Annotated in this window: 22 protein-coding genes; 11 read left to right on the top strand and 11 right to left on the bottom strand. The window is 47.4% G+C overall.

Going from position 1 to position 26,188, the window contains the following annotated elements; genetic code table 11:
* Positions 1–131: 131 nt before the first annotated feature.
* Entirely contained in the window at positions 132–1,883 is a 1,752-nt protein-coding gene (gene recJ, locus AADH33_RS08990; protein WP_348548683.1) for a single-stranded-DNA-specific exonuclease RecJ, read from the top strand.
* Between the two features lie 70 nt (positions 1,884–1,953).
* On the opposite strand, the gene AADH33_RS08985 is transcribed toward recJ, so the two are convergent.
* The 7 genes from AADH33_RS08985 to AADH33_RS08955 form a co-directional block, all read right to left on the bottom strand.
* Positions 1,954–2,619: a trimeric intracellular cation channel family protein gene (locus tag AADH33_RS08985; RefSeq protein WP_348548682.1), complete on the bottom strand. Its 666-nt coding sequence runs from the start codon at positions 2,617–2,619 to the stop codon at positions 1,954–1,956.
* A gap of 121 nt (positions 2,620–2,740) precedes the next feature.
* On the bottom strand, positions 2,741–3,376 hold the full coding sequence (locus tag AADH33_RS08980; protein WP_348548681.1) for a trimeric intracellular cation channel family protein: 636 nt from the start codon (positions 3,374–3,376) through the stop codon (positions 2,741–2,743).
* 105 nt (positions 3,377–3,481) lie between these two features.
* Positions 3,482–4,642: a multidrug resistance efflux transporter family protein gene (locus AADH33_RS08975; RefSeq protein WP_348548680.1), complete on the bottom strand. Its 1,161-nt coding sequence runs from the start codon at positions 4,640–4,642 to the stop codon at positions 3,482–3,484.
* Positions 4,643–4,785: 143 nt separating this feature from the next.
* Positions 4,786–5,517, bottom strand: a complete 732-nt coding sequence (gene queE / locus AADH33_RS08970) for a 7-carboxy-7-deazaguanine synthase QueE (protein WP_348548679.1) — start codon at positions 5,515–5,517, stop codon at positions 4,786–4,788.
* Between the two features lie 469 nt (positions 5,518–5,986).
* Positions 5,987–6,808: a 2,3,4,5-tetrahydropyridine-2,6-dicarboxylate N-succinyltransferase gene (gene dapD / locus AADH33_RS08965; protein ID WP_348548678.1), complete on the bottom strand. Its 822-nt coding sequence runs from the start codon at positions 6,806–6,808 to the stop codon at positions 5,987–5,989.
* Positions 6,809–6,909: 101 nt separating this feature from the next.
* Entirely contained in the window at positions 6,910–7,869 is a 960-nt protein-coding gene (locus AADH33_RS08960) for an alpha/beta fold hydrolase (RefSeq protein ID WP_075101050.1), read from the bottom strand.
* Positions 7,870–7,951: 82 nt separating this feature from the next.
* Entirely contained in the window at positions 7,952–9,715 is a 1,764-nt protein-coding gene (locus AADH33_RS08955; RefSeq protein WP_348548677.1) for an amidohydrolase, read from the bottom strand.
* Between the two features lie 374 nt (positions 9,716–10,089).
* Between AADH33_RS08955 and arsS the strand changes: the two genes are divergently transcribed.
* The 3 genes from arsS to AADH33_RS08940 all read left to right on the top strand — a co-directional run bounded on the left by arsS (position 10,090) and on the right by AADH33_RS08940 (position 12,662).
* Positions 10,090–11,067, top strand: a complete 978-nt coding sequence (gene arsS / locus AADH33_RS08950; protein ID WP_348548676.1) for an arsenosugar biosynthesis radical SAM (seleno)protein ArsS — start codon at positions 10,090–10,092, stop codon at positions 11,065–11,067.
* Between the two features lie 222 nt (positions 11,068–11,289).
* Positions 11,290–12,000 carry a TIGR04283 family arsenosugar biosynthesis glycosyltransferase gene (locus AADH33_RS08945; RefSeq protein ID WP_348548675.1) on the top strand — a complete coding sequence of 237 codons (711 nt, stop codon included), beginning with the start codon at positions 11,290–11,292 and terminating at the stop codon, positions 11,998–12,000.
* 17 nt (positions 12,001–12,017) lie between these two features.
* Positions 12,018–12,662 carry a TIGR04282 family arsenosugar biosynthesis glycosyltransferase gene (locus AADH33_RS08940; RefSeq protein ID WP_348548674.1) on the top strand — a complete coding sequence of 215 codons (645 nt, stop codon included), beginning with the start codon at positions 12,018–12,020 and terminating at the stop codon, positions 12,660–12,662.
* Between the two features lie 104 nt (positions 12,663–12,766).
* Here AADH33_RS08940 and mtnP read toward each other — a convergent pair whose 3' ends face one another.
* Positions 12,767–13,645 (bottom strand): S-methyl-5'-thioadenosine phosphorylase, encoded by an 879-nt coding sequence (gene mtnP, locus AADH33_RS08935; protein WP_348548673.1) that lies wholly within the window; start codon positions 13,643–13,645, stop codon positions 12,767–12,769.
* Positions 13,646–14,220: 575 nt separating this feature from the next.
* On the opposite strand from mtnP, the gene AADH33_RS08930 reads away from it, so the two are divergent.
* From AADH33_RS08930 to AADH33_RS08920, 3 genes are read left to right on the top strand one after another with little or no spacing between them, the layout of a single operon-like run.
* Positions 14,221–15,234 carry a TAXI family TRAP transporter solute-binding subunit gene (locus tag AADH33_RS08930; RefSeq protein ID WP_348548672.1) on the top strand — a complete coding sequence of 338 codons (1,014 nt, stop codon included), beginning with the start codon at positions 14,221–14,223 and terminating at the stop codon, positions 15,232–15,234.
* Positions 15,215–15,739, top strand: a complete 525-nt coding sequence (locus AADH33_RS08925) for a DUF1850 domain-containing protein (RefSeq protein ID WP_348548671.1) — start codon at positions 15,215–15,217, stop codon at positions 15,737–15,739. Before AADH33_RS08930 ends, AADH33_RS08925 begins: the two co-directional genes overlap by 20 nt.
* Positions 15,711–17,795: a TRAP transporter permease gene (locus AADH33_RS08920; protein WP_348548670.1), complete on the top strand. Its 2,085-nt coding sequence runs from the start codon at positions 15,711–15,713 to the stop codon at positions 17,793–17,795. Before AADH33_RS08925 ends, AADH33_RS08920 begins: the two co-directional genes overlap by 29 nt.
* A 339-nt stretch (positions 17,796–18,134) precedes the next feature.
* Here the strand turns inward: AADH33_RS08920 and lipA are convergent, their stop codons facing one another.
* Both lipA and AADH33_RS08910 read right to left on the bottom strand, forming a co-directional pair.
* Positions 18,135–19,178, bottom strand: a complete 1,044-nt coding sequence (gene lipA / locus AADH33_RS08915; protein ID WP_348548669.1) for a lipoyl synthase — start codon at positions 19,176–19,178, stop codon at positions 18,135–18,137.
* 148 nt (positions 19,179–19,326) lie between these two features.
* Positions 19,327–19,722 carry a carboxymuconolactone decarboxylase family protein gene (locus AADH33_RS08910; protein WP_348548668.1) on the bottom strand — a complete coding sequence of 132 codons (396 nt, stop codon included), beginning with the start codon at positions 19,720–19,722 and terminating at the stop codon, positions 19,327–19,329.
* A 438-nt stretch (positions 19,723–20,160) separates the two neighbouring features.
* On the opposite strand from AADH33_RS08910, the gene acnB reads away from it, so the two are divergent.
* The 3 genes from acnB to AADH33_RS08895 all read left to right on the top strand — a co-directional run bounded on the left by acnB (position 20,161) and on the right by AADH33_RS08895 (position 23,968).
* Positions 20,161–22,764 (top strand): bifunctional aconitate hydratase 2/2-methylisocitrate dehydratase, encoded by a 2,604-nt coding sequence (gene acnB, locus AADH33_RS08905; protein ID WP_075101058.1) that lies wholly within the window; start codon positions 20,161–20,163, stop codon positions 22,762–22,764.
* Positions 22,765–22,945: 181 nt separating this feature from the next.
* Positions 22,946–23,386: a DUF805 domain-containing protein gene (locus tag AADH33_RS08900; RefSeq protein WP_241900648.1), complete on the top strand. Its 441-nt coding sequence runs from the start codon at positions 22,946–22,948 to the stop codon at positions 23,384–23,386.
* 135 nt (positions 23,387–23,521) lie between these two features.
* A complete protein-coding gene (locus AADH33_RS08895; protein ID WP_348548667.1) occupies positions 23,522–23,968 on the top strand; it encodes a PACE efflux transporter in 447 nt (148 codons plus the stop codon).
* Positions 23,969–24,065: 97 nt separating this feature from the next.
* Here AADH33_RS08895 and AADH33_RS08890 read toward each other — a convergent pair whose 3' ends face one another.
* On the bottom strand, positions 24,066–24,863 hold the full coding sequence (locus tag AADH33_RS08890; RefSeq protein ID WP_348548666.1) for an enoyl-CoA hydratase/isomerase family protein: 798 nt from the start codon (positions 24,861–24,863) through the stop codon (positions 24,066–24,068).
* A gap of 391 nt (positions 24,864–25,254) precedes the next feature.
* Between AADH33_RS08890 and AADH33_RS08885 the strand changes: the two genes are divergently transcribed.
* Positions 25,255–26,067: an alpha/beta fold hydrolase gene (locus AADH33_RS08885; RefSeq protein ID WP_348548665.1), complete on the top strand. Its 813-nt coding sequence runs from the start codon at positions 25,255–25,257 to the stop codon at positions 26,065–26,067.
* Positions 26,068–26,188: the final 121 nt, after the last annotated feature.

Raw genomic sequence — 26,188 nt, 5'->3', positions numbered from 1 at the left:
GTATGATCTGCTGAAGGCTGACAAAGTGTTTTAAAAAAGTGTTTTAAGAAGTCGAAAGTAATCGTAAAGAATAAACCTGACCGCTATAAATTGGCATTGTGACCCTGCATGAAAGCCAGTAGAATACCATCATGCTAAATTTAACCCCCCGTTATACCAGCACTCGCATCGACGAGTTGCCCGCCGCTTTGCAGCCTCTTGCCGCCCAGTCACCGACGCTTGCCCGACTATACGCTGGTCGCGGCATCACCAATCCTGAGCAGCTGGAGATTAGTCTCTCTGGGCTACTGCCCGCTGAGCAGCTGCATGGTGTCACCAAAGCTGTGGATCTGTTAGATGCTGCTATTGATAAAGGTCAGCGGATTCTGATCGTCGGCGACTTTGACTGCGACGGCGCGACCAGCACGGCGCTGATGATGCGTGTGCTCACTAAGATGGGCGCGGTGGTGGACTTTTTGGTGCCAGATCGCTTTAAGTATGGCTATGGGCTGACGCCTGAGATTGTGGAGCTGGGGATTGAGACTTATCAGCCAGATATGATCGTGACGGTGGACAATGGCATCTCCAGTCATGAAGGTGTCGCCCGTGCGCAGGCCGATGGCATTACGGTGATTATCACCGACCATCACTTGACCACCAAAGAGACCCCGCCAGCTGAAGCGGTGGTCAACCCCAATCAGCTCGACTGTCATTTTGCCAGCAAAGCCTTGGTGGGGGTTGGCGTGGCGTTTTATGTGCTGGGCCGCTTGGCAAAACAACGCCGTACAGCTGGTAAGTCCACTGTACAAGTCAGCCAGTATTTAGATTTGGTGGCGCTCGGCACGATTGCTGATGTTGGCGTACTGGACAAAAACAACCGTATCTTGGTGCATCACGGGCTAACTGCCATTCGTCAAGGGCGCTGCTGCATGGGTATCTTGGCGCTCCTTGAGCAAGCAGGCCGCGATCCAAAGCAGCTGCACGCCCAAGACTTTGGTTTTGTCTTAGGCCCACGTATCAACGCTGCTGGGCGCATGGACAACATGCGTATCGGCATTGAGTGTTTGTTGACCGAAGACTGGCACACCGCGCAGCGTTTGGCGCAAGAGCTAGAACAGCTAAACCGTACGCGCCGTCAGGTAGAAGGCGAGATGCGGGCGCAGGCGGACAATATCGTACAAACGCTAGCAGGCACCGCCAGTAGCACCGATAAGCGCAGTATTATTTTGTATCAAGATGATTGGCACCAAGGCGTCATCGGTATCGTCGCTGGACGATTAAAAGAAACGCATTATCTGCCCAGCATTGTCTTTGCGCCAGCAGATAAAGCGTGTACCGGAGACGATGATGCGATCAAAGGCTCTGCGCGGTCGATTGCAGGCGTGCATATTCGTGATGCCATTGAGCTGGTCGCTGAGCGCTATCCTGACTTGATCAGTCACTTTGGTGGCCATGCGATGGCGGCAGGCTTGACGATCAAGCGTCGTCACTTTGACGGGTTTGTGGCGGCATTCAATGAGGTCATGGCAGAGATAGATGATGAGGTGTTTGCTGAGCAAAAGCTCACCGATGGGCCACTGCAGGCCAGCGACTTTAGCCTATGGTTTGCCGAGCATTTGGCAGATGCCAGTATCTGGGGTCATGGCTTTGCACCGCCGATATTTGATGGGGTGTTTGAGGTATTAAGCTTCAAGGTTTTAAAAGACAAGCACTTGAAGCTATCACTGCGTTATCCTGACGTGCAGTATCCGATTGATGCCATTTATTTTAACTTTGATAGCGCGGCGTGGGATTATCGCGCCCAGCAAGTGCATGTATTGTTTGAGCTGGACATCAACGAGTGGAACGGCAAACAAAGCTTACAACTCATGATCAAAGACTTGGCAGTGGTAGCAGCGGCGTAGCTCGTAAAGCGCTTTTACCGCCAGTGCTTTGACTGTTTAGCATTGAGACCCGCGTGCCAGCGCCGTGTGATTAATATCGCCATTCTATGGTCGGAAACTGCCAATCATAACGTATCGCCAGCATGCGCAAAATAAAAATCGTACTCATCGCTGAGACGTCAGCCACCCAAGGCGTCACGCCGAGATTGTGCAGCGCAAAGTAGAGAATGCCGCCTGCCAACGCCGCGGTGATATAAATCTCTTGCTGCAAAACCAGCGGTATCTCATTGCAGATCATATCGCGGATAATACCGCCGACCACAATGGTAATTACCCCTAGGAGTAAAGCCACTGGCACGTTGGCGCCCATACTGTCTGCGACTTTGATGCCGATGAGGGTAAAGACTGATAGGCCGATGGTGTCTGAGAGTTTGAGAAACGTATCGACGCGTCTGGAGTTTGGATGAAAAAATATCTGCATCACTAGTGAAGACAAAGTAATGACGGTCAAGTAGCTCATATCGACCATCCAAAACAGCGGATGACGGTCTAAAATGACATCACGTACCGTACCGCCACCGATGGCAGTGACAATAGACACCAGCAGACAACCAAAGACATCGAAGTTTTTGTGCTTGGCCAGTATCGTACCTGAAACGCTACAAGCGACGATACCGATCATATCAAACAAATATATCAGCGAGCGCGGATCAAACGTGGTGATCAGAGCAGTAGGGTCTAATGCGATGGTCAACATGCGCAAGTCTCATTAGGTGTTGATGATGGGGCAGCGGGTCGAATCGGTAGAAGAGGATAGAGGCTATCTGCAATCAATCTGACAATCTGATATTAGTTAGCTGCCAATGAATCGTCAACCCTTAATCAACTAAGCGAATAGACGGCAGATGCCAGTCAAACCTCAGTGCCAACATCCGCACAGCAAAAATCACAAACAGCATAATAAATTCATTGATGCCAGCATCGACCCCCAAATACTGCAGCAGCAGATAGGTCGTAGAGCCTATGATGCTGGCCGTGATATAAATCTCACGCTGTAGCACCAGCGGTATCTCATTACAGATAATATCACGTAATAGCCCACCGATAATCGCGGTCCAAACCCCCATCATAATCGCAATGATCGGTGACATATCTTGCGTGAGCGCCACCTTAAAACCAATGACACTAAATGCGGCCAAGCCAATAGCATCAAAGAGTTTTAGCGCATTGTCAATCTTATGATAAAGGTGAAAAAATATCTGTAAAATAAGCGAGGTCACCGTGATGACGATCACATAATTGAGATCCGTCATCCAAAACAGCGGATGACGATCAAGCGCCATATCACGTAGTGTACCACCGCCGATGGCATTGACCAGCGATACCAAAATACAGCCAGCAATATCAAAGCCTTTGTGCTGCGCCAGCAAGGTCCCCGCGATCGCGCAGGCTATCACCCCTACCATATCCAGTAAGTACAACAAGATATCAGGGAAAATCAAATCATTAACCATCGTTATAGTACCAAGTCGTGACCGTCAAAATGAGATGACTGAGCGCAATAAAGGCTATTGCATTCGTCGTGTAGCAAAAACATCAACGAGACAGCTGTATACGACTTAGCCATCCTTGGCAAAAAATATCAGCCCGATAATGATCAAACCAATACCGAGCAAACCCATCGCTGAAGGTATCGAGCTACCCAGTAATAATATCCCACCGATAAGGGCAAATATCACCTCACTGGCTTGGGTGGCATCGACGCCAGCCACCTCGCTTGAGGTCACCGCCTGACCGCGCGCGTACAAAAATATAGTAGTAGCCGCCACCCCGGCCAACAAAGCCACCAGCAAGGTATTAAACACCTGTGCGCTATCGGGTAGCTCGGGTCGCACTATCATGCCCAAAAGCAGCCAAAATGGCAAACTCCCCAGAGTCATTAGCCAAACTTTGTTAAAGGCATTGTGTAGTAAGGTAGTCTCAATCGAGGGAATACGATGGATCAGAGTTTGCAGTAGTGACGGCGCGGGTGCGGCAGCAGGCAGAGCATTTAGAGCGGTGCTGGTGGTACTAGTGTCATATAAAGTAGGCGGCAGATCATAAGCTTCAGAGATTAATGGCTCGTCATGGATGTCGGCGATGCCAGATACGGCGTGCGACTGATCTGCCACGTCAGCGGGTAACGCTGGCGTGCGGGAGTTATGAGTGACTTGCCAGACCAACTGATTGCCAATCGGGTAGCTAAAGGCGGCAATAAGGGCGGGTAGTGCGCCATAGAGCAGCATCTGTGCCATAGGGACGGCATGGGCAATATCAGTGTCGGCAAGTGCAGCGGCGTGCAAGCCCTCACTGACATTGACCATCACCACCCCAACAAATACCAAAAGGGCATAAAGGATGAATTTTTTATCAAAACACTGGCCAAAGACCATCAGCACCAATAAGCTGGTCACGACGGTAAACATAAAGGTCGCCGCGACCACCCAGCCTGCCACATGATCGGCGGCATAGCAGATACCTGCATAAAACAGCCCAAAGCCAATACTGCCTGTGAGGCACCAAAAAACCCAATGCTGAAAAAAGACCGCTGTCAAAGCTTTGAGGCGCCCCATCCCTTGCTGAAACAAGATGATGCCGGTGATTATCAGCCACATAAAGACATAGCGCAGACTCGCCGACCAAAACCAGTGGCCGCCTGCCGCGCTCATCATCTCATTTAAAATAAATGTCGAGCTAAAAAACGCGCCCGCCACTAAGCCCAGTAGTATTAGCTTGATCATCCTTGTGCCCTTATCCTTATTTCCGTGTCGTGTGAGCGATTTGTACCGTTTTTCTTGTGTCCTTGATACAGCTATTTAGCTGTTTATGATAACGCCGAGGCGATGTCCTATCGTTATTTGCCTTTTTACTGTTTGCCTTTTCACTATTTACCTTTGGCATCTGCCCAAATGATTTTGTGCAATTGCAGCTGAAAGCGCACGGGCAGGGCGTCGGTCAGTATCCATTCGGCAAGCTCGCGGGCAAGCACAGGCACCTCTGGACTGACCGCGTCATCGATATCATCTGCAACAGTAAACATCGGCGAAAACCAAACCGTGCCGACGCGTTTATCCAGCTGATGCTCAATGAGTGTGGCTTTTGCCCAGTCATAGTCAGTGCGGTTTATAATGACAAACTTAATCTGATCATGTTGGGTTAAGTGGTCAAGATTTGACCAAAGGTTTTTATCAGCTTCGCCTGAGCTTGGGGTTTTGAGATCCATGACTTTGCTGACCGCCGCTGGTACGTCTTTGACACTCAGCGCCCCTGCCGTCTCAAGGGAAATCTCATAGCCATCGCTGAGCAGGCGTTGCATCAGCTCGATGGCATTGGGCTGCGCCAATGGTTCACCGCCCGTCAGACAAATCCGCTTGCACGGATAGGTTTTGATCGTCGCTATGATGGCATCTAATGACTGACGCTCGCCACCTGTAAAGGCATACTCAGTATCGCAGTAGACGCATCTGAGCGGACAGCCGGTTAAGCGGACAAATATGGTCGGCAAGCCTGAGGTCAGCGCCTCACCTTGTAGCGAGTAAAAAATCTCTGTCAAACGCAGACCTGCGCTCGGGTCGGTGACAGGGATGGCGGCGGTGCGTAACGGCGACTGGTTCATAATGGTTTCAAATACAATATAGTTTCAACGACAAGTGAGCGTTGATAAGGCGATAGTTTGATAAAACGCTCGGCGATAAGCTTGTGCAAAAAGTCAGGTCGTAGGTGCGGCCGATTTATGCGAGGATAGCGCAAAAAATCACGGTGAATTATAACGTAACCAATGATATTACACTGCGGCTAATACATAAAAAATTAAAACATAAAAAAAGATGCTGAAGCCATGCTCCAGCATCTGTATATAAAGCTATTTTACTAGGGCGTGTTCTCATTTTAAAAATGGTGATAAAAATGAGATAAATCGCAGTCAAACAAGGAAGATAGCGCAAGTAATATCGAGATATTAGTCAGCTATTTGACACCGTTTGGCCAGATTTAGCCATTTTTAGCCCATTTAGATGGCTATCGATTGAATTGAGGACACGCCCTAAAAACGTTTTTGTATAAAAACCAACGTATACGCGAGCAGACTAGTCTAAGCGTAGCAGCTCATTTACCGCTGTTTTTGCGCGCGTCTGTGCATCGACTTTTTTGACGATGATGGCGGCATAGAGGCTATGGCTACCGTCTTTTGCTGGCAAGCTACCTGGTACGACGACAGAGCCTGCGGGTACGCGGCCGCGATGAATCTCGCCTGTTTCGCGATCATAAATGCGCGTTGATTGACCGATGTAGACACCCATAGAGATGACCGCGCCTTCTTCGACGATGACGCCTTCGACGATCTCAGAGCGTGCACCGATAAAGCAGTTGTCTTCAATGATGGTCGGGTTGGCTTGTAGTGGCTCAAGCACGCCGCCGATACCCACGCCGCCTGAGAGATGCACGTTTTTGCCGATTTGGGCACATGAGCCGACCGTCGCCCATGTATCAACCATCGCGCCTTGATCGACATAAGCGCCGATATTGACGTATGACGGCATCAGCACCGCGCCTGCCGCGACATATGAGCCTTTACGAGCGACCGCAGGTGGCACGACGCGTACACCAGCTTCTTTAAACTGCGCTTCGGTCCAGTCAGCAAATTTGGTCGGTACCTTGTCATAAAACTGCACATGTTCGCCAGCGGCTTGTACGTAGTTGTCGTTTAGGCGAAATGACAGTAGTACTGCTTTTTTGGCCCACTGATTGACGACCCATTCGCCATCCTTTTTTTCTGCTACGCGCAGGCTGCCGTTATCTAGTTGCTCAAGCACTTGCTCGATGGCATCGCGCACATCTTGCGGCATGGTGCTTGGGCTGTATTCGTTACGGTTTTCAAAGGCTTGTTCGATGGTTTGTTGTAATGACATAAAGGTTCCTAAAATTAATAAAAGAGAAGTCTTATAACAAAATAAGGGCGTAAATGTGGTGAAAAAACACGTTCGCTGTATTGTCGCTAATTTGACCGCTTTTAGCAAACGTCCGCAGTATTATCTTCTATCCATTCTAGGATATCTTGGTAAACGGTTTGATGGTCTTTTTCATGGAGCGGCTCATGACGCATATTTGGATAAAGCTGGATATCGACGTTGCTAAAGTTTTGCTTGTTTAAGCGGGTGACGATGCGACGAATGCCGCGACCCATATTGCCGATAGGGTCGTCCTCGCCGCTGATAAAGAGCATCGGAAAGTCCTTGGTAATGGTGGCAGCCCAGTGTTTATTCAGCCCCGTTTCCATCAAACAAAACAGCGTCATAAAGCCATTATTAGTAAAATCAAAGCCTGTCAATGGATCGGCTTCATAGTCTGCGATGGCTTCGGGGTTTTGATTTAACCAAGCAAACTCAGATTCTGATTGGCGGTTCTTTAGCTTGCTGTTTAGGACTTTATTCATGACCGTGGCAAATACAGGATTTGGGGTTTTCGGGGCGACTTTTGCCAAGAGTTTATTGGCAGGTACCAGCACTTTGGTCAAGGGGTTGGCATCTGCACTGCCCATCAAGATAGCACCTGCAAAGCGATGAGCGTGATGTTTGAGGACATTGCGGACGATAAAGGAGCCCATTGAGTGCCCCATGACAAAGTGTGGCACCTCCGGATAACGCGCTTGTAACTGATCTGCCATCACGATGACGTCTTTTAGCAATGACTGCATAGGATGCTCGTCAGCGAAAAACCCTAAGTCCGCTTGGGTTTTGACGGTTTTACCATGGCCTAAATGGTCATAAGTTGCGACGGCGATACCGTGATCGGCCAAAAACTGCGCAAAATCTGCATAGCGGCCACTATGCTCGGCCATACCGTGTACGACGAGTAGGGTGGCCTTGATATGGGTTTGCGTATCACTTGGCACAAAAAACGTATGATGCAGATGGTGGATATTGTCTGAGGACAAAATATGCTCGTGACTGCTATCGGTGCTACTACTCATAAAAAACTCCTATGATTCAGTAAAATACGGATCGCACGATATAAGCTGCCTGATATCGTGCATGGGCCATATCATTTGGCTGCTATTGTACTGGACGCTGATAAATAGTGTTGCCTTCTTTGATGGTTTTTACTACTTTAATATTGCGGATATCGGCTGGTTTTATGGTCAGCGGGTTGTTATCTAAAATCACCAAATCCGCGAGTTTACCAGGAGCCAGTGTGCCTTTGGTGTCTTCTTCAAAATACTGATACGCCGCGTTGCTGGTGATGGCCTTGAGAGCTTGGTACGGCGTGATGCGTTCATCAGCACCGATGACTTGACCTGTGCGTGAAGTGCGATTGACCGCTGTCCAAACAGAAAACAGCGGATCGACTGGCGTGACAGTGTCGTCGGAGTGATTGGTATAAGGGATACCCATTTTATCAACTGTGGCAAGAGGGCTTAAGGAATTGGCGCGTTTTTCGCCCAAGTTTTTGATATGGACATCGCCCCAAAAGTAAGCATGGTTGGTAAAAAATGACGGCACCATATTGTACTTTTTAAACGCCGCTAGCTGGTCTGGCCGCGCAAACTGCGTATGAATCGGCACGATACGGCGGTCTTTATCAGCGGCTTGTCCCGTTTGTTTGACTGCATATTCGTGCGCTTTGAGGATCATATCAGTGGCCGCGTCGCCATTATTATGAATAAATAACTGATTGTCATTTTTATAGGCTTTGACAAACATCTCATTCATATTATCTTGGTTGATACTCGGCAAGCCGCGGCAGTCGCTCTCGCAGTCTGGTACAGGCGTCAGATAGGGCTGAGTAAAGTAGGCGGTCTTGCCTTGCGGGGAGCCGTCGGCGATGATTTTGGTGCCTTGTACCTTAAAACCGTTTTGATAGGTTTGCCATTTGAAGTCTTTATCGGCCAAGTTTTCGTCCAAATCACTAACCCCTGCCAAGGAGACCAAGTCGATTTTTAGCTTACCATTATCGGCTTGTTTTTGAAAAAACTGAATAGCATCACGGGTGGTAGAGCCGTCTTGTGCTGTGGTCACGCCGTACTTGGCGTAGTAGTCTTGAGTTTGATCAAAAAACTGCGCTTGCTTGGGCTCAAGCGTCTTAAGCAATTGATACATAAGCGGATACATCGCCGTTTCTTGTAGCAGACCGTTTGGCTCGTTTGAGCCTTTGACTCGGGCGATATTACCGCCTTCAGGTGACTGGCTATCGGCAGTGATGTCCATAGCAGCCAGCGCATTGGAGTTGGCAACCCCCATATGACCGCTGGTGTGCTGCAAATACACTGGGTTGTTTGGCAAAACGCTATCAATCTCTTCTTTGGTCGGATGGCGATCCTCAGCGAGCTGCGTCTCATCATAACCCCAGCCAAATATCCACTCACCATCAGCGATGTTATTGTCTTTTTTATAAGCCTTTAATGCTAGCAGCATTTTATCGATATTGTCTATCTTGCCAATCGGCGGCGCGCTCAGATCCACCTGTCCCATAGTGTTGGATACCAAGCCAAAATGACTGTGCGGATCGATAAATCCTGGTAGCAGCGTCTGATGTTGCAAATCGACGGTCGCGGCGTTTTTATAGTTGTCTTGCGCGTGTTTTAAGCTGCCAACATAAGCAATCTTACCGTTTTGGGTGACCAATGCTTGGGCCAGTTGCGGCTTGTCGCCCTCCATGGTAATGATATTGCCGTTGTAATAGATGGTTGCTTGACTGGTCGCTGTTTGTACCGCCACCGCGCTGTCTTGATTGTCTGCTGTCAGATTTGCTGCACAGCCGATCATGCTCAGTAGGCCAATGCCTAATAAGGCCGGTCTTATAAATAGATGTGTGCTCATTTTTTTCCCTAGTCTTGTCTTTTCTCATGAATGATAAATGTACTGTGCGCTTTGCCAAAAGATGTCGATAGAACCAATCTAACTATAATGCCAAATGCGGTCAATATCCTTGGGCTATTTGTTGCTTTTCTATCCTGTGGGAGCCAGTAGCGCCTAGAGCATGCATTAATGCTGATATGGAATAACCAGCTAAATACTTAATATTAATGATAATACAGAAGAAAAAATAAGGTATGATTTATGAGGTCTTCTTTATTTTTTTGCTGGATGATAAGCATATGATGTGGGCAATGCCCGCGCCTGCACCAAGGAAAAATCAAAGTTTTAGCATGATTTTTTATCGTAAAAAGCTGCCAACTGGATTCTATACCACTATGAAATCTACTATTGAATTACTCGAAGCGACGGATTTTCCTGCTATCAAAAGACGCAACCTTAACGTCCTACAAATCAATATGGGCTATCTGTGTAATATGTCTTGTGTGCATTGTCATGTCGCAGCCAGTCCATACCGTACCGAGATGATGTCGCGTGAGTTGGTTGAGCTTATTGCGCAAGTGCTGCAAGCGCAAAATATCGATACACTTGATTTGACCGGCGGCGCGCCTGAGATGCATGAGGATTTTAAATACTTGGTAAAAGAAGCGCGTAAGCTTGGCGTCAAAGTCATTGATCGTTGTAACTTGACGATCTTGATGGAAGAAGGCTATGAAGACATGGCGCAGTTTTTGGCAGATAACGAGGTGGAAGTGGTCGCCTCACTGCCGTGTTATTCGCTTGAAAACGTCGATAAACAGCGCGGCAAAGGCGCGTTTGATGACAGTATCCTAGGGCTGCATAAGCTCAACGCTTTGGGCTATGGAAGGGCAAATACAGGTTTGATTTTGAACTTGGTTTATAACCCGCAAGGCGCGACCCTACCGCCCAATCAGCAGACACTAGAGGCGGACTATAAGCGCGAGCTCAAAGCACACTTTGATATTGAGTTCAATCAGCTATTTGCTCTGACGAACATGCCCATTCAGCGCTTTGGTGCAGTCTTGCTTGCCAAAAACGAGTTTTATCCTTATATGACGCTGCTCAAAGACAACTACGATGCGCACAATCTCAAAGACGTCATGTGCCGCTCGACCATCAGTGCCAATTGGCTGGGCGAATTGTTTGATTGTGATTTTAATCAGCAGCTGCAGATACCGGTGCCGAATAAATCGCGCCGGCATCTAAAAGACTTATTGACGCAAAATCCTGAGGGTGATGACATCGCGATTGCCGATCATTGCTACGGCTGTACGGCAGGACAGGGCAGTAGCTGCGGCGGCGCGTTAGAAAACGATCAGACGAAAGTGGTTTAGCGTTTTCAGGTACTGTTTTTCAAACTAAGATAAACCACCCCAACCATGACTGAGCGCTATAGTCAGTTCGAAATAAAATCGATACGCTCATATGAACGTGCAACTGGTACAAATTTTCCTTGCGTGCTGTGTCTACGCTGACAGATGCGGCGCAAAATTCATACCAGCTGCACTGTATCGGTTTTAAAGTAAATTAACTATAAATAAAAAGCAGCCAGAAGCATGCCCACAATTTCTATCATCATTCCTACACTCAACGAGGCAAATAACCTGCCGCATTTGTTTGCACACCTCATCGGGCTAAACCCACCTCCGCAGCAAGTGATATTGATTGATGGTGGCTCAAATGATGAGTCTTTGGCATTGACTCAAAACCTTATTGCAGATGTCACTCGTGATAATCAGTCAGACATCGACTGGCAAGTGATTCAGTCACAAGCAGGTCGTGCACGGCAAATGAACAAAGGCGCAGCGCTCGCTACGGGTGATGTACTGCTGTTTTTGCATGCAGATACCAAGTTGCCAGCTCAAGCTATTATGGATGTAAAAACTGCTACCCAAGATAAAAAATGGGGCCGTTTTGACGTACGTCTAGATAGCCCTGATTGGATGCTAAAGCGAGTCAGCAAAATGATAAACTTACGCTCGCGGCTAACTGGTATCGCCACGGGTGACCAAGCTATTTTTATCAAACGAGATTGGTTTGAGCAAATTGGTGGCTATCCCGATCAAGCGTTGATGGAAGATGTTGAGATTAGTAAACGTCTAAAAACCATTGGTAAACCTGCTTGTTTAACCAGTCAAGTCATCACCTCAGCACGGCGCTGGCAGCAGCATGGCACTTGCCGCACAATACTACTGATGTGGCAGCTGCGCTTTGATTATTGGCGCGGCGTACCTACTGACAATATTTGGCAGCGCTATTACCGATAAAAGAATAAATCCTTATCATGAATCAAAACTCATCAACCTGTATTATTATCTTTGCCAAATTCCCCGCGGCGGGCAAGGCAAAAACGCGCTTGCAGCCAGAGCTTGGGGTTGCAGGTGCCGCTCGTATGGCGCGTAAACTGCTTTTGCATAGTACCCGTCAGGCGCGAGCGACAGGGTTTACAGTTGAGCTATGCGTCAGTCCTGCGCCAAGCGATTCATGCTGGCAGACGCTGGATTTACCCAAGTCATTGCACTGGTCAGCACAAGCCGATGGCGATCTGGGATTACGTATGCTCACCGCCAGTCAAAACGCGCTTAAGAAATTTGAGAAAATATTATTAATAGGCTCGGATTGTCCTGCTTTAACCGCTACTAAAATTCATAGCGCTGCTCAGCAATTAGAGACTCAAAATAGCGTGATGATTCCCGCCTTTGATGGCGGTTATGTACTGTTTGGTTTTAAGAAAGCTTATGCCAGTCTGTTTGCAGATATCAAGTGGAGTACCGCAAGCGTTGCCTCTATTACTCAGCAGCGTATTAAAGATTTAAACTGGTCACTAGCTTTGTTAGCGCCTTTGCCGGATATCGATGAGCCTGAGGACTTACAGTATTTGCCCGTAGGCTGGCTGGACGGTGTAAATGTTAGCGACAATAGTTATTAATAAAACAAAACTTTGAATCAACTTCTCAAAAATAAAAAAGACCATAAAATGCTTCGATAGTCTTTTATGTGTGCGAAAACGTCATAAATTTAAAATTTCACCCATTAAGGAAGTAACGCTGCCAGTCTTGTTTTGGTTTGTTCATCCATTGCTGTAACGGGCGTGACTAATGCTTGCGCTAGAGCTGTATGAGCGATAGATTTGGGCTGCTCGCTAGCGAGTAGGGCGACTGCTTCTTTAATCACTTGCTGGGCGTTATCGGCTTTTTTCATCAGGTTTTGGATGGCATAGTCGGCGCTGACGGCTTCCTCGGTAGGGTGCCAGCTATCAAAATCGGTCACTAACGCAAGCGTGGCATAGGCAATACTGGCTTCACGCGCGAGTTTGGCTTCTGGCATATTGGTCATGCCGATGATGTCAGCGTTCATTTGCCGATACCACTGCGACTCTGCACGAGTAGAGAACTGTGGCCCTTCGATACAAACGTAAGTCGCTTTTGAGTGGCACTGACCATCGGCAATATTGGCTTTATCATAAGATCTCGTCAAAACCTCAGACATAGCAGGGCAAAGCGGATCAGCCATCGACACATGAGCGACTGCGCCATCTCCAAAGAAGCTACTAACACGCTGCTTGGTCATATCAATCATTTGATTAGGGACGACCATATCTAAAGGCTTTAGGTTTTCTTGTAATGAGCCGACCGCTGATACCGAGATGATATAGCGCACGCCTAGCGTTTTTAGCACATAGATATTGGCGCGGTACGGCACCTCGGACGGCATGAATTTATGACCCTGACCATGACGGGCCAAAAAGGCGACGGTAGTGCCGGTCAGCTCGCCCAATACAATGTCATCAGACGGCTCACCGAAAGGCGTCTCAACTTTAACGCGCCGTTTATTGGTCAAGTCTGCCATCTGATACAGGCCACTGCCGCCGATGATGGCGATATCAGCGGTTTGTTTTGTTGCTGAGGTCATAGGGCGCTCCCTGATGTTTTGTGATAAGTATTTATTGAGAATATAGCACTCTCTTTACGTAGGAATGTCATTACTTTGCATCGCTATCTTTGGGCAGAGAGTCACATAGGGTCATTTGCAGTTATTGATATTGATGGTCATCGTGTCTCTTATATCTATCATAAAGGTTTACAAAAAAGCGAGGTTTTGTTTAAATGGTTTGTATATTGAAACATGGTTTCGCATATCAAAACTACAGCTTTTGTATATATATTGAGTTCAGTATAAAAACGATACAGTGGGGCTGGGATAAATTTTACGCAGCCTCTGTCGGCGCAGGCACAGCACGCAAGGAAAATTTATCCCAGTCCCACGTTGACATATAATGTATCTGTTTTATTTAGAATCGACTATAGTTGATCCACTATAAAAGAAATGCAGTAAGACAGGAAAGCATTTTGCGCAGTATTTGTTTGCGTCGCCACAGGCAGTTTATTTACCATAAGAATTGCTATAGTATTACAGGTCTGTAACGTATCTATTTTTAAAGACTATGCGTTTAGACAAACGTATAAAACATTTCAAGGATGAATGCCATGCTCAACTCTTCAAAATCTCCTTTGCTTTTATCAGCGATGTTAAGTGCTGTTTTAGGCCTAACCGCGTGCTCTTCTCCAAGCTCAGAAAACACAGACAATGCAGCGGCAGAAAGTAGTGCCACTGCAGACGATAAGCTGGACACAAAGTTTGTCACCATCGCCACAGGCGGCGCATCTGGCCCTTATAATATTATTGGTACAGCACTGTCTGAGGTTTATGCCAAAACCTTTGGGGTCAACTCAAAGACGCAGACCACAGGTGCTTCAGTTGAAAACGTCAATTTATTAACCCAAGGCAAGGTGGATATGGTGTTGGCGTTGAGCGATGTCGTCACCGATGCCGTCGAAGGCAAAAATAACTTCGATCAGCCAATTGACAACATTCAACAGATCGCTGTGTTATATCCCAATGTGGTACAAATTGTGACGTCGCAACAGTCAGGCATCAAAAATATCGAAGATCTGCGTGGTAAGCGTATCGCAGTAGGCGATCAAGGTTCAGGCACAGAGGTAAATGCCCGAACCCTATTAGAAGGCTTTGGCATTACTTATGATGATATCACCGTCGACTATTTAGGCTTCGCTGAAGCGGCTGATGGTATGAAGGCTGGCAAAATCGAAGCGGCGTTCTTTAGTAGTGGTCTACCAAACTCGTCATTGATGGAGCTAGAGCAGGGCTTAGACTTGCAGCTGGTCACTATCGATCAAGACAAGTTGAATGAGATCATCACCACCAAACCGTACTTTAAAACCTTTGAAATTCCTACTGGTACTTATGGTAATGAGACCGCAATACCGACGGCCGCAATTATGAATGCATTGTTGGTGCGTTCGGATTTATCTGAAGACGATGGTTATAAGCTGACTAAGGCTTTGTTTGATAATTTGGACGGCCTAAAAACCGCGCATCAAGCAGCCAATGATATCAGCTTAGAGTCTGCCAACACTGGTATGGTAGCCCCAATCCATCCTGGCGCTAAAAAGTACTACGATGAGCAAGCAGCCAAGTAAACGTCTATGGTTATTAACTAGCGCGGCACTGATGGCTGCGCTAGTTTTTTTTGTGCTATGGGCCAACGTATCCCAGCAGCCCGTTGTCGAAGTGCAAGTCGATGGCACTATCTGTTATTTTACTGAGCCAAACTTTGAGCTGCGCTGGATACATTCTGTAGAAAAGCAGTGGTGGGAGGAGCAGTATCAGCGTACAGACGACGGTCTGCTGTTGACCACTACCTATTTTGAAGCGTTTGGCGCAGGTACGCCGTCGACTGAAGCGCTAGCCCCCATACAAAAACCTGGCTATTTGGGTTATCAAATCAACGAAACGCTGCCTAGTCTTAATTGGGTAGTATCTAGATTGACCAAGGGTGAGCTAAATTATGCCGACCATCGGCTTTTGATTCATGAGTGGGCGCCAGATTATTCTGAAGTAACGATTACGCCCAAGACGTACCATTTAATTGACAGATTACAAAAGGACTTTTGTCATGAACTCGCAAGTGACGGATCACGATAATGTGACCACGATGTCAGCCAATCATGCTGATCTGCCCATCCATGCCAGCACCCATGCTGCTACCAATGTAGATGCCGAGCTTGACGCGCAAGCTCATAATCAGGCCATATTAGAAAAGTATGATCGAGAGTCGATCACCCGTCACATCACGCAAGGTCCAGTTAAGTATTTTATCGCTGGGATTTGCATTTTATATTCTATCTTTCACTTGTATATCACCTTCAATCCAATGCCAGCACTATTGCAGCGCTCTGTACACGTCGGCGTTGGCTTTGCCCTGATATTCTTAATCTTTCCTGCGAGTAAAAAAAGTAGCCGCCAGCACGTCGCTTGGTATGACTGGATTTGGTTCTTGCTATCATTGTCTGGCATGGCTTATCTGATATACGAGTATCAAGATATCGTGACCTCACGTGGCGGCATGGCCAATCCGATCGATGTGATATTTTCTATTATTACCGTCATTTGTGTGTTAGAGGGCAGTCGCCGTATCACCGGTTGGATTTTGCCGATATTGGCATCGATATTTTTGGCTTATCCATTTGTCAGCCATCTAGATTTTATGCCTGATCGATTGCTCACGCGTCCTTATGATATGGGCGATATCTTTGGTCAATTGTTTTTAAAAACGGAAGGCCTGTATTCTGTGGCGATTGGGGCGTCGGTGACGTTTATCTTTTTGTTCATCTTATTTGGGGCATTTTTAGCGCGCTCAGGTATGGGTCAGCTGTTTAATGATTTGGCACTGGCTATTGCTGGGGATAAAAAAGGCGGCCCTGCCAAGGTGGCGGTCATCTCAAGCGGCTTTATGGGCAGTATCAATGGCTCAGCGTTATCGAACGTTGTCAGCACCGGCGCGTTTACTATCCCATTGATGAAAAAGGTCGGTTATCACAAAGACTTTTCGGGCGCAGTAGAAGCAAGTGCTTCTGTGGGCGGGCAGATATTGCCGCCGATTATGGGGGCCAGTGCCTTTATCATGGCGGAGACCACAGGGCTACCTTATAGCACCATTGCTTTGGCTGCGTTATTGCCAGCGGTGCTCTACTATCTGGGCGTTATTGCTCAAGTGCACTTTCGTGCGGGTCGCCGCGACCTAAAAGGCATCGCCAAAGAAAACCTGCCCGCCGTCAAAGAAGTATTAAAAGCGCGCGGTCATATGCTACTACCGATTGTGTTTTTGATTTATTTATTGATTGAAAACGTACCCGTCGGCTATGCAGCGGCCTATACCATCGGTTTTACGGTTGCCATTAGTATGCTACGCAAAGAGACCAGAATGGGGTTTTCGGACATTTTGGGTGCACTAGAAGATGGTGCTCGCCAGTCGCTGGCGGTGATGGCCGCGTGTGCGGTCGTCGGGGTAATCATTGGCGTTGTCAGCTTAACCAGCTTTGGGACAGTGATGACATCATCCATCGTGACATTGGGCGCAGGGTCGTTATTCTTAACTCTAATATTGACCATGCTTGCCTCTATGGTACTCGGCATGGGGCTACCGTCTATTCCTGCGTATATCATTACTGCAACGATGGCAGCGCCTGCGCTAGCAGGTTTTGATATTCCGATTTTATCAGCGCATATGTTTGTGTTTTATTTTGGTATTTTTGCCAATATTACGCCGCCTGTCTGTCTGGCAGCCTTTGCTGGTGCGGGTATATCTGGTGGTGATCCGATGAAGACAGGGTTTTTGTCGTTGAAGCTGGCATTGGCCGGATTTATCGTGCCGTTTATGTTTATTTATAGTCCGACGATGCTGATGATAGATCCCACGGGTCTGGCAGTCACGGCAAAAGACTTTCCGCTGCCGCCTATCCTTGATATCGTGACAGTGGTATTGACATCGGTAACAGGCGTCATTGCGTTAGGGGCGGCACTAGAGGGCTATTTTAGGGACGCTATGAGTCCACTCACGCGTGGCATATTGGCCATCGGCGCGTTACTACTGATTTATCCTGAACTGACCACAGGCTTGGTAGGTGGGATTATCGTGCTGATTATCGCTGTTTGGAACATAAAAACAGCCAAAAAGCCCATACCGACTATCACGGTGTAAAGAGTTGAACTTGAAGGCTTTTTAAAGGTTTATTAAAGTTACGTCATTCTCAACTATTTGGCTTTATAGTTAAGTATAGGGAGTTCAGTATAAAAACGGTACAACGGAACTGGTATTAATTTTGCGCAGCCTCTGTCGGCGTAGGCACAGCACGCAAGGAAAATTAATACCAATTCCGTGTTGAAATATAATGTATCTGTTTTATTTAAGTTGGCGTAGGTTGGGTTAAAAACCCAGCTTACAGTAGTCTTAGAGTACTTTATAAAAAAGGGTGAACAGTAACTGGCGACTGTTCACCCTTTATTTTATCTACAGACTTTCGCTTACAGCCTTGCTAACTTAACAACCAAGCTTGCCTTCGGCTTCTAGCGCTTTTTTGCTACGAACCGGCGCAGGGCAGTCTTCGCCGTAGTACTGTCGATCAGCAAAGTAGCTTGAGCGTACCATCGGGCCTGCCCAAATGCTAAAGAAGCCAATCTTTTTGCCGTAGTCCATATAGCGCTGAAACTCGTCTGGATGCACGTAGCGATCAACAGGCGCATGATCCTTACTGGGCTGCAGATACTGACCGATGGTAATCATGTCGACATCATGGGCCTTGAGATCATCGAGCAGTGCATAGACCTCTTCTTCTGTCTCACCAAGACCGACCATAAAGCCGCACTTGGTGGCGATATCAGGACGACGCGCTTTGTACAGTTTAAGCAAGTCGAGCGAATGTTGATAATCAGAGCCAGGACGGAAGGCTTTATATAGACGCGGCACAGTTTCGATATTATGGTTAAAGACATCTGGCGGGGTTTCCGTCAATAAGTCTAACGCAATCTCCATACGACCACGGAAATCTGGCACCAATATCTCGATCAAGCAGTTTGGGCTTAGCGCGCGAGATTCGTTCAATACTTCTACAAAATGTCCAGCGCCGCCGTCCTTTAGATCATCGCGATCGACAGAGGTGATCACCGCATATTTAAGACCCAAGCCTTGGATGGTCTCAGCAGTGTGGCGCGGCTCGTCTTTATCAAGCGCATTCGGACGACCATGACCCACATCACAGAACGGACAGCGACGGGTACAGATATCGCCCATAATCATAAAGGTCGCGGTACCATCGGCAAAGCACTGCGGCAGGTTAGGGCAGGCAGCTTCTTCACAGACGGTATAGAGCTTTTGTTCGCGCAGTGTGGCTTTGATGCGTGCAACTTCCGCAGGGGAAGACATCTTGACCCGAATCCAATCAGGCTTTTTTTTGGCCTCGACCGTTGGGATGACCTTAATGGGAATACGGGCAACTTTATCATAGCCACGTAGCTTTTCGCCTTGCACTGCTTTTTTGGGTTTGGCCTTGGCAGCAGGGACATAGGTTTGTACGGCAGTCGTCATAATAGAGTTATCTCTTAACCCTTTACAGTATAAGGGTTTATGGAATGATCAGAATGTTTTATAAGTGTCGGTATTATAGCAGGGATTTTACAGTCTGTTTTTGTACAATATCGTTAAGAGTACTATGAAATGTCTTATCACCATAGTTTTAAATATCTATATCAATGTCCAGCTCATTTAAGATTTCTATGGCAGCGCGAAACGCTTCTTGAGTGGCAGGCGCGCCGCAGTAGGGCAAGCTGTGCATCAGTACCTCTCGAATCTCGGCAACGCTCGCCCCGTTGTTGATGGCACCGCGAATATGGCCCTTCAGCTCGGTCGGGCTTTTTTGTGCGACCAAAAAGGCGATGGTGATTAAGGAGCGGTATTTGCGCGGTAAAACCGAGTCATCCTGCCACGTACTGCCCCAAGCATGCTCGATGATCCAGTCTTGTAGCGGCTGGGTAAAGCCAGTAGCGTTATCTAATGAGCGTTTGACATGTGCTTCGCTCATCACTTCAGTGCGTACTTGTAGGCCGTTTTGGTAAGCGGTGTTGTCTGCCATATTGTGGTCGTCCCTGTTGTTTATTGTATGTGGTATGGATATTTTAACTTGCTATCTCTGAGATTTTTTGCCGTGTTTTGTATTTAGGCGTATGCGCAGTCTTTTCAAGTCTGTGTTGCTCTATAAGCGGCCATCTGTATTTTTAAAAGCGCGATTGTTATGTCATTTATGTTGATTATACGGGCAAAAAATGACCTCTAAGACAGCTGGTTATCTTTAGACGGATAAGGAAATAATCAGTCATCTGGTTGATGGTACTATTTTTATAATAAATGTCCAATATGGCCTTATTCTGAGCCTTTTAAAGCCATAGCCATTAACATTTAGAGCGTTTTAAGCTATGATTGCACGGATAATTATTTCATCTAGTACACAGACGCAGGCGGTCATGCTGACTCCCACGTATTGTGCTAACCCCAACTGACGAGGACGACTATTGTGTTAGAAGCTTATCGTAAACATGTCGAAGAACGTGCCGAGCTAGGAACTGTACCGCTACCACTGAATGAAAAGCAAGTAGCAGAATTGGTTGAACTATTAAAAAACCCACCAGCAGGCGAAGATGAGTTTTTGATGAACCTGCTAGAAAACCGTATTCCTGCTGGCGTTGACCAAGCTGCTTACGTTAAAGCTGCATTTTTGGCTGCTATCTTAAAGGGCGAAACCTCATCTCCACTTATCAGTAAGAAAAAAGCGGTCGAAATCCTAGGTACCATGCAAGGTGGCTACAACGTACAGCCATTGGTTGCCGCGCTTGATGACGAAGAGGTTGCTCAAGAAGCAGCTGATGCACTAAAGAAAACCTTGCTGGTGTTTGACGCGTTCAATGACGTGACTGAAAAAGCCGAAGCGGGTAACGACATCGCAAAAGAAGTGATTCAGTCTTGGGCTGACGCTGAGTGGTTTTTGAACCGCCCAGAAGTACCAAAAAAATCGACTTATACGACGTTTAAAGTCACAGGCGAGACCAACACTGACGATCTATCTCCTGCGCAAGACGCGTGGAGCCGTCCTGATATTCCACTTCATTCACTAGCCATGCACAAAAACTCTCGCGACGGCATCACTGCTGACGAAGAAGGCGTGGTCGGTCCAATGAAGCAGATCGAAGCATTGAAAGAAAAAGGCCATCCGCTCGCTTATGTTGGTGACGTTGTCGGTACCGGCTCTAGCCGTAAGTCTGCGACCAACTCAGTACTATGGCTGATGGGCGAAGACATCCCGAACGTACCAAACAAGCGCGGTGGCGGTCTGGTACTTGGTAATAACATCGCTCCTATCTTCTTTAACACCATGGAAGACTCTGGCGCTTTGCCAATTGAAAAAGTGGCGGTTGATAAGCTAAACATGGGCGATGTGTTTGACATCTATCCACATGATGGCAAAATCACCAAGCATGACTCAGACGAGATCATCTCAGAGTTCAAACTAAACTCGCCAACCTTGCTCGACGAAGTGCGCGCTGGCGGCCGTATTCCATTGATCGTTGGTCGTGGTTTGACCAACCGTGCGCGTGAGTACATGGGTCTGGGTCATTCAGACGTATTTGCGAAACCAGAAGAGCCAGCCGATACCGGTAAAGGCTTTACCCTTGCACAAAAAATGGTCGGTAAAGCGTGTGGCCTAGAAGGCGTACGCCCAGGTATGTACTGTGAGCCAAAAATGACTACCGTTGGCTCTCAGGATACCACAGGTCCAATGACCCGTGATGAGCTAAAAGACTTGGCATGTTTGGGCTTCCAAGCAGACCTTGTCATGCAGTCATTCTGTCATACGGCCGCTTATCCAAAGCCAGTTGACGTTGAGACTCAGCACACACTACCTGACTTTATCATGAACCGCGGCGGCGTTAGCTTACGTCCAGGTGATGGTATCATTCACTCATGGCTCAACCGTATGCTCCTTCCAGATACCGTTGGTACTGGTGGCGACTCGCATACTCGTTTCCCAATGGGCATCTCGTTCCCAGCGGGTTCTGGTTTGGTAGCCTTCGCAGCCGCGACTGGTGTGATGCCGCTAGATATGCCTGAGTCTGTGCGTGTGCGTTTCGTCGGTGAGCGTCAGCCTGGTATCACCCTACGTGACCTCGTCCATGCTATCCCTTATCAAGCCATCAAAGAAGGTTACTTGACGGTTGATAAGAAAGGCAAAATCAACGAGTTTAACGGTCGTATCCTTGAGATCGAAGGTCTAGAAGACTTGACCGCTGAGCAAGCGTTTGAGCTATCTGATGCCTCAGCTGAGCGTAGTGCTGCTGGTTGTACCATCACGCTATCTGAAGAGTCGGTAACTGAGTATCTAAACTCAAACATCACCCTACTTAAGTGGATGATCTCTGAAGGCTATGGCGATGCACGTACCATCAGCCGCCGTATCGAGCAGATGCAAGACTGGCTTGCCAACCCAAGCCTCATGCGTGCTGACGACGATGCAGAATACGCCATTGATATGACTATCGATATGAGCGAGATCAAAGAGCCAATCCTTTGCTGCCCGAACGATCCAGATGATGCCAAGACTCTAGCTGACGTGGCTGGCGACACCATCGATGAAGTATTTATCGGCTCGTGTATGACCAACATCGGTCACTTCCGCGCGGCAGGTAAATTGCTACAAGACGTACCAGCAGGTAGCCTGAAGACGCGTCTATGGATCGCACCACCAACTAAGATGGATGCACGCCAGTTGATGGAAGAAGGTTACTACAACGTCTACGCACAAGCCGGCGCTCGTACTGAGATGCCAGGGTGCTCACTATGTATGGGTAACCAAGCACGTATCGCACCGAAATCTACTGCGGTATCGACGTCGACTCGTAACTTCCCGAACCGTCTTGGTCAAGGCGCCAACGTTTATCTGGCGTCAGCTGAGCTTGCAGCAGTGGCTGCGGTACTGGGTAAACTGCCTACCAACGACGAGTATCAGCAGTATGCTGGCATGCTAAACAGCATGGGCGATGAAGTGTATCAGTACATGAACTTCGATCGTATGGAAGAGTACACTGAAGAAGCGGATAAGATTAACGTTGCTCAGTTGACCTAAGTTTCATTTAAACGCTTTAGTCAGATGAAATAAACCCCGTGTCAAAATGATGCGGGGTTTTTTTATGAAAATAAAATACTTTGAATAGTTTGCAAACTTTTTTTTGGAGTTTATACTTTAGTGAACTGGTCAAACTTTTGGTTGGCGACTTAACCCTTACAGATACATGAAGACAAACCCTATGGAAAATAAAAATATGCTCGATAAAGTAACGCCACCACCCTTGCCAGATGCTGCGGTGAACAATCATAGTGCCGAAGCAAACTATGGCATACTCGATTGGTTTAAAAAATGTCTTAGAAACTATAGCAACTTCTCTGGTCGTGCCCGACGTAAAGAATATTGGTATTTTGTGTTGGTGCAAATGGGTTTACTGTTTATAGCGATGATGTTAGATAGCATGATATTTGATGCAGAAACAGGGCTGTTTTATATCGTAGTGGTACTTGGCTTGTTTTTACCAAGCTTGGCGGTGACGGTGCGCAGGCTGCATGATACCAGTCGCTCAGGATGGTGGTTTTTCATCTCTATTTTACCTTTGATAGGCTCTATCATCCTACTGGTATTTTTGGCGAGTGATACCAAGCCTGAAACCAATCAGTGGGGTCCACCCGCCAAATAAGCGCTTCTGACCAAATGGTCGATAAGTGCAGGCGGAAACCGTGGCTCTGCACTTTCTTATTTTCTTACTTTTTTATCTCGGGACGGACCGATACTTTGATTATGCACTTATCATTCAGGTGCTTTGGAGTCTTGGTTGATTACTTTATCCCCTCTCAAACGTCGCATCGTCTATGTGACTGTCTTTGAAATCATCGCGATTATCTCATCCACCTATATATTGATGATGCTCAGTGGTAGTGATGCCGCAGAGTCTTTGCCAGTGGCGGTGATGGTGTCATTGGCGGCGGTGATTTGGAATTTTTTATACAATACCGTATTTGAAGCATGGGAGCGCCGCCGGCAAGTAGCAGAGCGTACACTGCTGATCCGTAGCGTTCATGCTATTGGGTTTGAAGGCGGGCTGGTCTTGATTTGCTTGCCGCTGTATATGCTTTGGTACGATGTAGGTTTGGTGGCAGCCTTTATGATGGAGGCGGCATTATTGCTGTACTTCTTGGTATATACTTTTATATTTACCTTGGTATTTGACAAGATATTCACGTTACCACATCACTATAAGCCAGCTGCTACCTCTTCATAAAAGCCTACGTTATCTCATTTCATCCAAAAAAGGCTGCCTGATGGCAGCCTTTTTGATGATAGTACATTTCGAGTGTTATCAGAGCCTTCCTAGCGGGTTAGCGACCGGTATAAACTGGTTTGCGCTTTTCGATAAAGGCGCTGACACCTTCGATGAAATCATCGGTTTTGGCCAGCATGGCTTGTTGCTGTACTTCCATATCGAGCGCTTCATTTAGCCCTGCATAGGCGTGGGTGTTTAGCATATGTTTCATGCTGGATAATGCCTGAGCTGGCAGGACGCTTAGACGAGAAGCGAGTTTTGCTACCGCATCATCTAATTCAGCGGGCGCCACAACTTGATTGACCAAGTTTAGCTCAGCCATGTCTTGCGCACTAATTTTGTCGCCTAGCATCACAAGCTCGGTGGTCTTTGCAGGGCCTACTAGCTGGTTTAGTAAATATACACCGCCTGCATCAGGGACGAGGCCGATGTGGACGAACGCTTGCACGAATTTGGCGTTGTCGGCGGTGATACGAAAGTCACAGGTGAGTGCTAGGTTCATGCCTGCACCGGCCACTGCACCTTCTAATTTAGCAATAATCGGCTTGTGAATATGGCGTAGCTTTAAGCTGACTTCGCCTGCGCCTTCGACCATGCCCTTTAGTTTATTGGACATCACCTCTTTGTCGATGCCTTCAGACAGCATCTCTTTGATATCACCGCCGCTAGAAAAATTACCGCCAGCGCCTTGTAGGACAATCACTCGAACGTCGTCATCAGCATCGGCTTGCTCAAGGGCGGTCAATACGCTTTTTTTTAGTGGTGTGCTAAAAGCATTGAGACTCTTTGGGTCATTTAGGGTGATGGTGGCGATATGGTTTTCGCTTTGATACTCAACAAGAGAGGATGACATTGGATTTCCTTATATGAATGGTCTTATGACGTTGGCTAATCGTATCGCTAGATGAATCAGAAGATAAATCAGACACATGGCTAGCAAGCTGCTCAATGAAACGCTTTTTTCTGGCGCGCTATGCCTACGCCGCTCGATGCGACAAAAAACAACTTATCATCTCGCTGTGTCGTGTATAGCGATTGAGGATATTGGCTTGTAGCGTCCGCCTTTGTAGATGGCGGCAGCGTGGATCAGCGGCTTTGATTACTTACTATAGCAGCTTGTTCTGATTATAAAAGCAAGTTTTGTGGGCGCTAAAGACACGGCTATATAAAGGTTAAATATGCTAAACTGTCAATACCCAAAATAAGTCACCAACCTCTCTTATTTATCAGACAAGGAAGTGGTTATGCCAACGGTCCATATCAATAACACAGACATTTATTACGAAGACAGCGCGCCAAATGATACGCAAAAACCAGTCATGGTGTTTGCTCATGGCTTGTTATGGAATACGCAGATGTATGACAAGCAAGTGGCATACTTCCAAGAGCACTATCGCTGTATTGCCTATGATTTTCGTGGTCAAGGTCAATCACAGATCACCAAGTCAGGCTACGATATGGACACGCTGACAGAGGACACATTAGCCTTGCTGGCGGCACTACATATCGAAAAGTGTCACTTTGTCGGTCTATCAATGGGAGGGTTTGTGGCGCAGCGTATCGCCATCAAAGTCCCAGAACGCTTGCTATCACTTATCTTACTGGAGACGTCTGCCGATCCAGAAGACCCAAAAAACGTGCCGCAGTATCGTAAGCTGGTCAAGGCCATACGCTGGATGGGTATCAAGCGCGTCAGTAATAAAGTGATGCCGATTATGTTTGGCAGCAGTTTTTTGGCAGACAAATCGCGCAAGTCTGAGCGTAAGGAGTGGCTCACGATGCTACAAGGCAATCGTAAGGGTGGCGTCATCAAGGCGACGATGGGGGTGATTGAGCGCTCAGGTACTTACGATCAGCTAGGTGCGATTACCACGCCGACCTTGATCGTCGTCGGGGATGAGGATGCGGCAACGCCGTATGAAAAGGCCGAGCGTATGCATTTTGCGATCAAAGGCTCAAAGCTTGCGATTGTCAAAGGTGCAGGCCATACCGCCACTGTGGAAGAGCCTGAGCAGGTCAATCGCATCATTGGCCAGTTTTTAGAGTGCTGCGTCTAATATTGCCTTAGCGTTTGCATTGGTACAACACCCAAAAAGCCGCTATCACAGCTGTGATAGCGGCTTTTTTGATTGATATGTGCGTGCCATTTATCTTGATTTTATCAGTGTGTTTACCATA

It is taken from the genome of Psychrobacter sp. KFRI-CH2-11, from assembly GCF_038239325.1.
Lineage (GTDB): Bacteria > Pseudomonadota > Gammaproteobacteria > Pseudomonadales > Moraxellaceae > Psychrobacter > Psychrobacter celer.
Note: the sequence above shows the minus strand (reverse complement) of the source record. Positions and strands in the feature narration are given on the sequence as shown.

What these genes read in the sequence shown, in the direction of transcription:
- recJ (WP_348548683.1), top strand. Translation starts at nt 132, where the DNA reads ATGCTAAATTTAACCCCCCGTTATACCAGCACTCGCATCGACGAGTTG.
- AADH33_RS08985 (WP_348548682.1), bottom strand. Translation starts at nt 2,619, where the DNA reads ATGTTGACCATCGCATTAGACCCTACTGCTCTGATCACCACGTTTGAT.
- AADH33_RS08980 (WP_348548681.1), bottom strand. Translation starts at nt 3,376, where the DNA reads ATGGTTAATGATTTGATTTTCCCTGATATCTTGTTGTACTTACTGGAT.
- AADH33_RS08975 (WP_348548680.1), bottom strand. Translation starts at nt 4,642, where the DNA reads ATGATCAAGCTAATACTACTGGGCTTAGTGGCGGGCGCGTTTTTTAGC.
- queE (WP_348548679.1), bottom strand. Translation starts at nt 5,517, where the DNA reads ATGAACCAGTCGCCGTTACGCACCGCCGCCATCCCTGTCACCGACCCG.
- dapD (WP_348548678.1), bottom strand. Translation starts at nt 6,808, where the DNA reads ATGTCATTACAACAAACCATCGAACAAGCCTTTGAAAACCGTAACGAA.
- AADH33_RS08960 (WP_075101050.1), bottom strand. Translation starts at nt 7,869, where the DNA reads ATGAGTAGTAGCACCGATAGCAGTCACGAGCATATTTTGTCCTCAGAC.
- AADH33_RS08955 (WP_348548677.1), bottom strand. Translation starts at nt 9,715, where the DNA reads ATGAGCACACATCTATTTATAAGACCGGCCTTATTAGGCATTGGCCTA.
- arsS (WP_348548676.1), top strand. Translation starts at nt 10,090, where the DNA reads ATGAAATCTACTATTGAATTACTCGAAGCGACGGATTTTCCTGCTATC.
- AADH33_RS08945 (WP_348548675.1), top strand. Translation starts at nt 11,290, where the DNA reads ATGCCCACAATTTCTATCATCATTCCTACACTCAACGAGGCAAATAAC.
- AADH33_RS08940 (WP_348548674.1), top strand. Translation starts at nt 12,018, where the DNA reads ATGAATCAAAACTCATCAACCTGTATTATTATCTTTGCCAAATTCCCC.
- mtnP (WP_348548673.1), bottom strand. Translation starts at nt 13,645, where the DNA reads ATGACCTCAGCAACAAAACAAACCGCTGATATCGCCATCATCGGCGGC.
- AADH33_RS08930 (WP_348548672.1), top strand. Translation starts at nt 14,221, where the DNA reads ATGCTCAACTCTTCAAAATCTCCTTTGCTTTTATCAGCGATGTTAAGT.
- AADH33_RS08925 (WP_348548671.1), top strand. Translation starts at nt 15,215, where the DNA reads ATGAGCAAGCAGCCAAGTAAACGTCTATGGTTATTAACTAGCGCGGCA.
- AADH33_RS08920 (WP_348548670.1), top strand. Translation starts at nt 15,711, where the DNA reads ATGAACTCGCAAGTGACGGATCACGATAATGTGACCACGATGTCAGCC.
- lipA (WP_348548669.1), bottom strand. Translation starts at nt 19,178, where the DNA reads ATGACGACTGCCGTACAAACCTATGTCCCTGCTGCCAAGGCCAAACCC.
- AADH33_RS08910 (WP_348548668.1), bottom strand. Translation starts at nt 19,722, where the DNA reads ATGGCAGACAACACCGCTTACCAAAACGGCCTACAAGTACGCACTGAA.
- AADH33_RS08900 (WP_241900648.1), top strand. Translation starts at nt 22,946, where the DNA reads ATGGAAAATAAAAATATGCTCGATAAAGTAACGCCACCACCCTTGCCA.
- AADH33_RS08890 (WP_348548666.1), bottom strand. Translation starts at nt 24,863, where the DNA reads ATGTCATCCTCTCTTGTTGAGTATCAAAGCGAAAACCATATCGCCACC.
- AADH33_RS08885 (WP_348548665.1), top strand. Translation starts at nt 25,255, where the DNA reads ATGCCAACGGTCCATATCAATAACACAGACATTTATTACGAAGACAGC.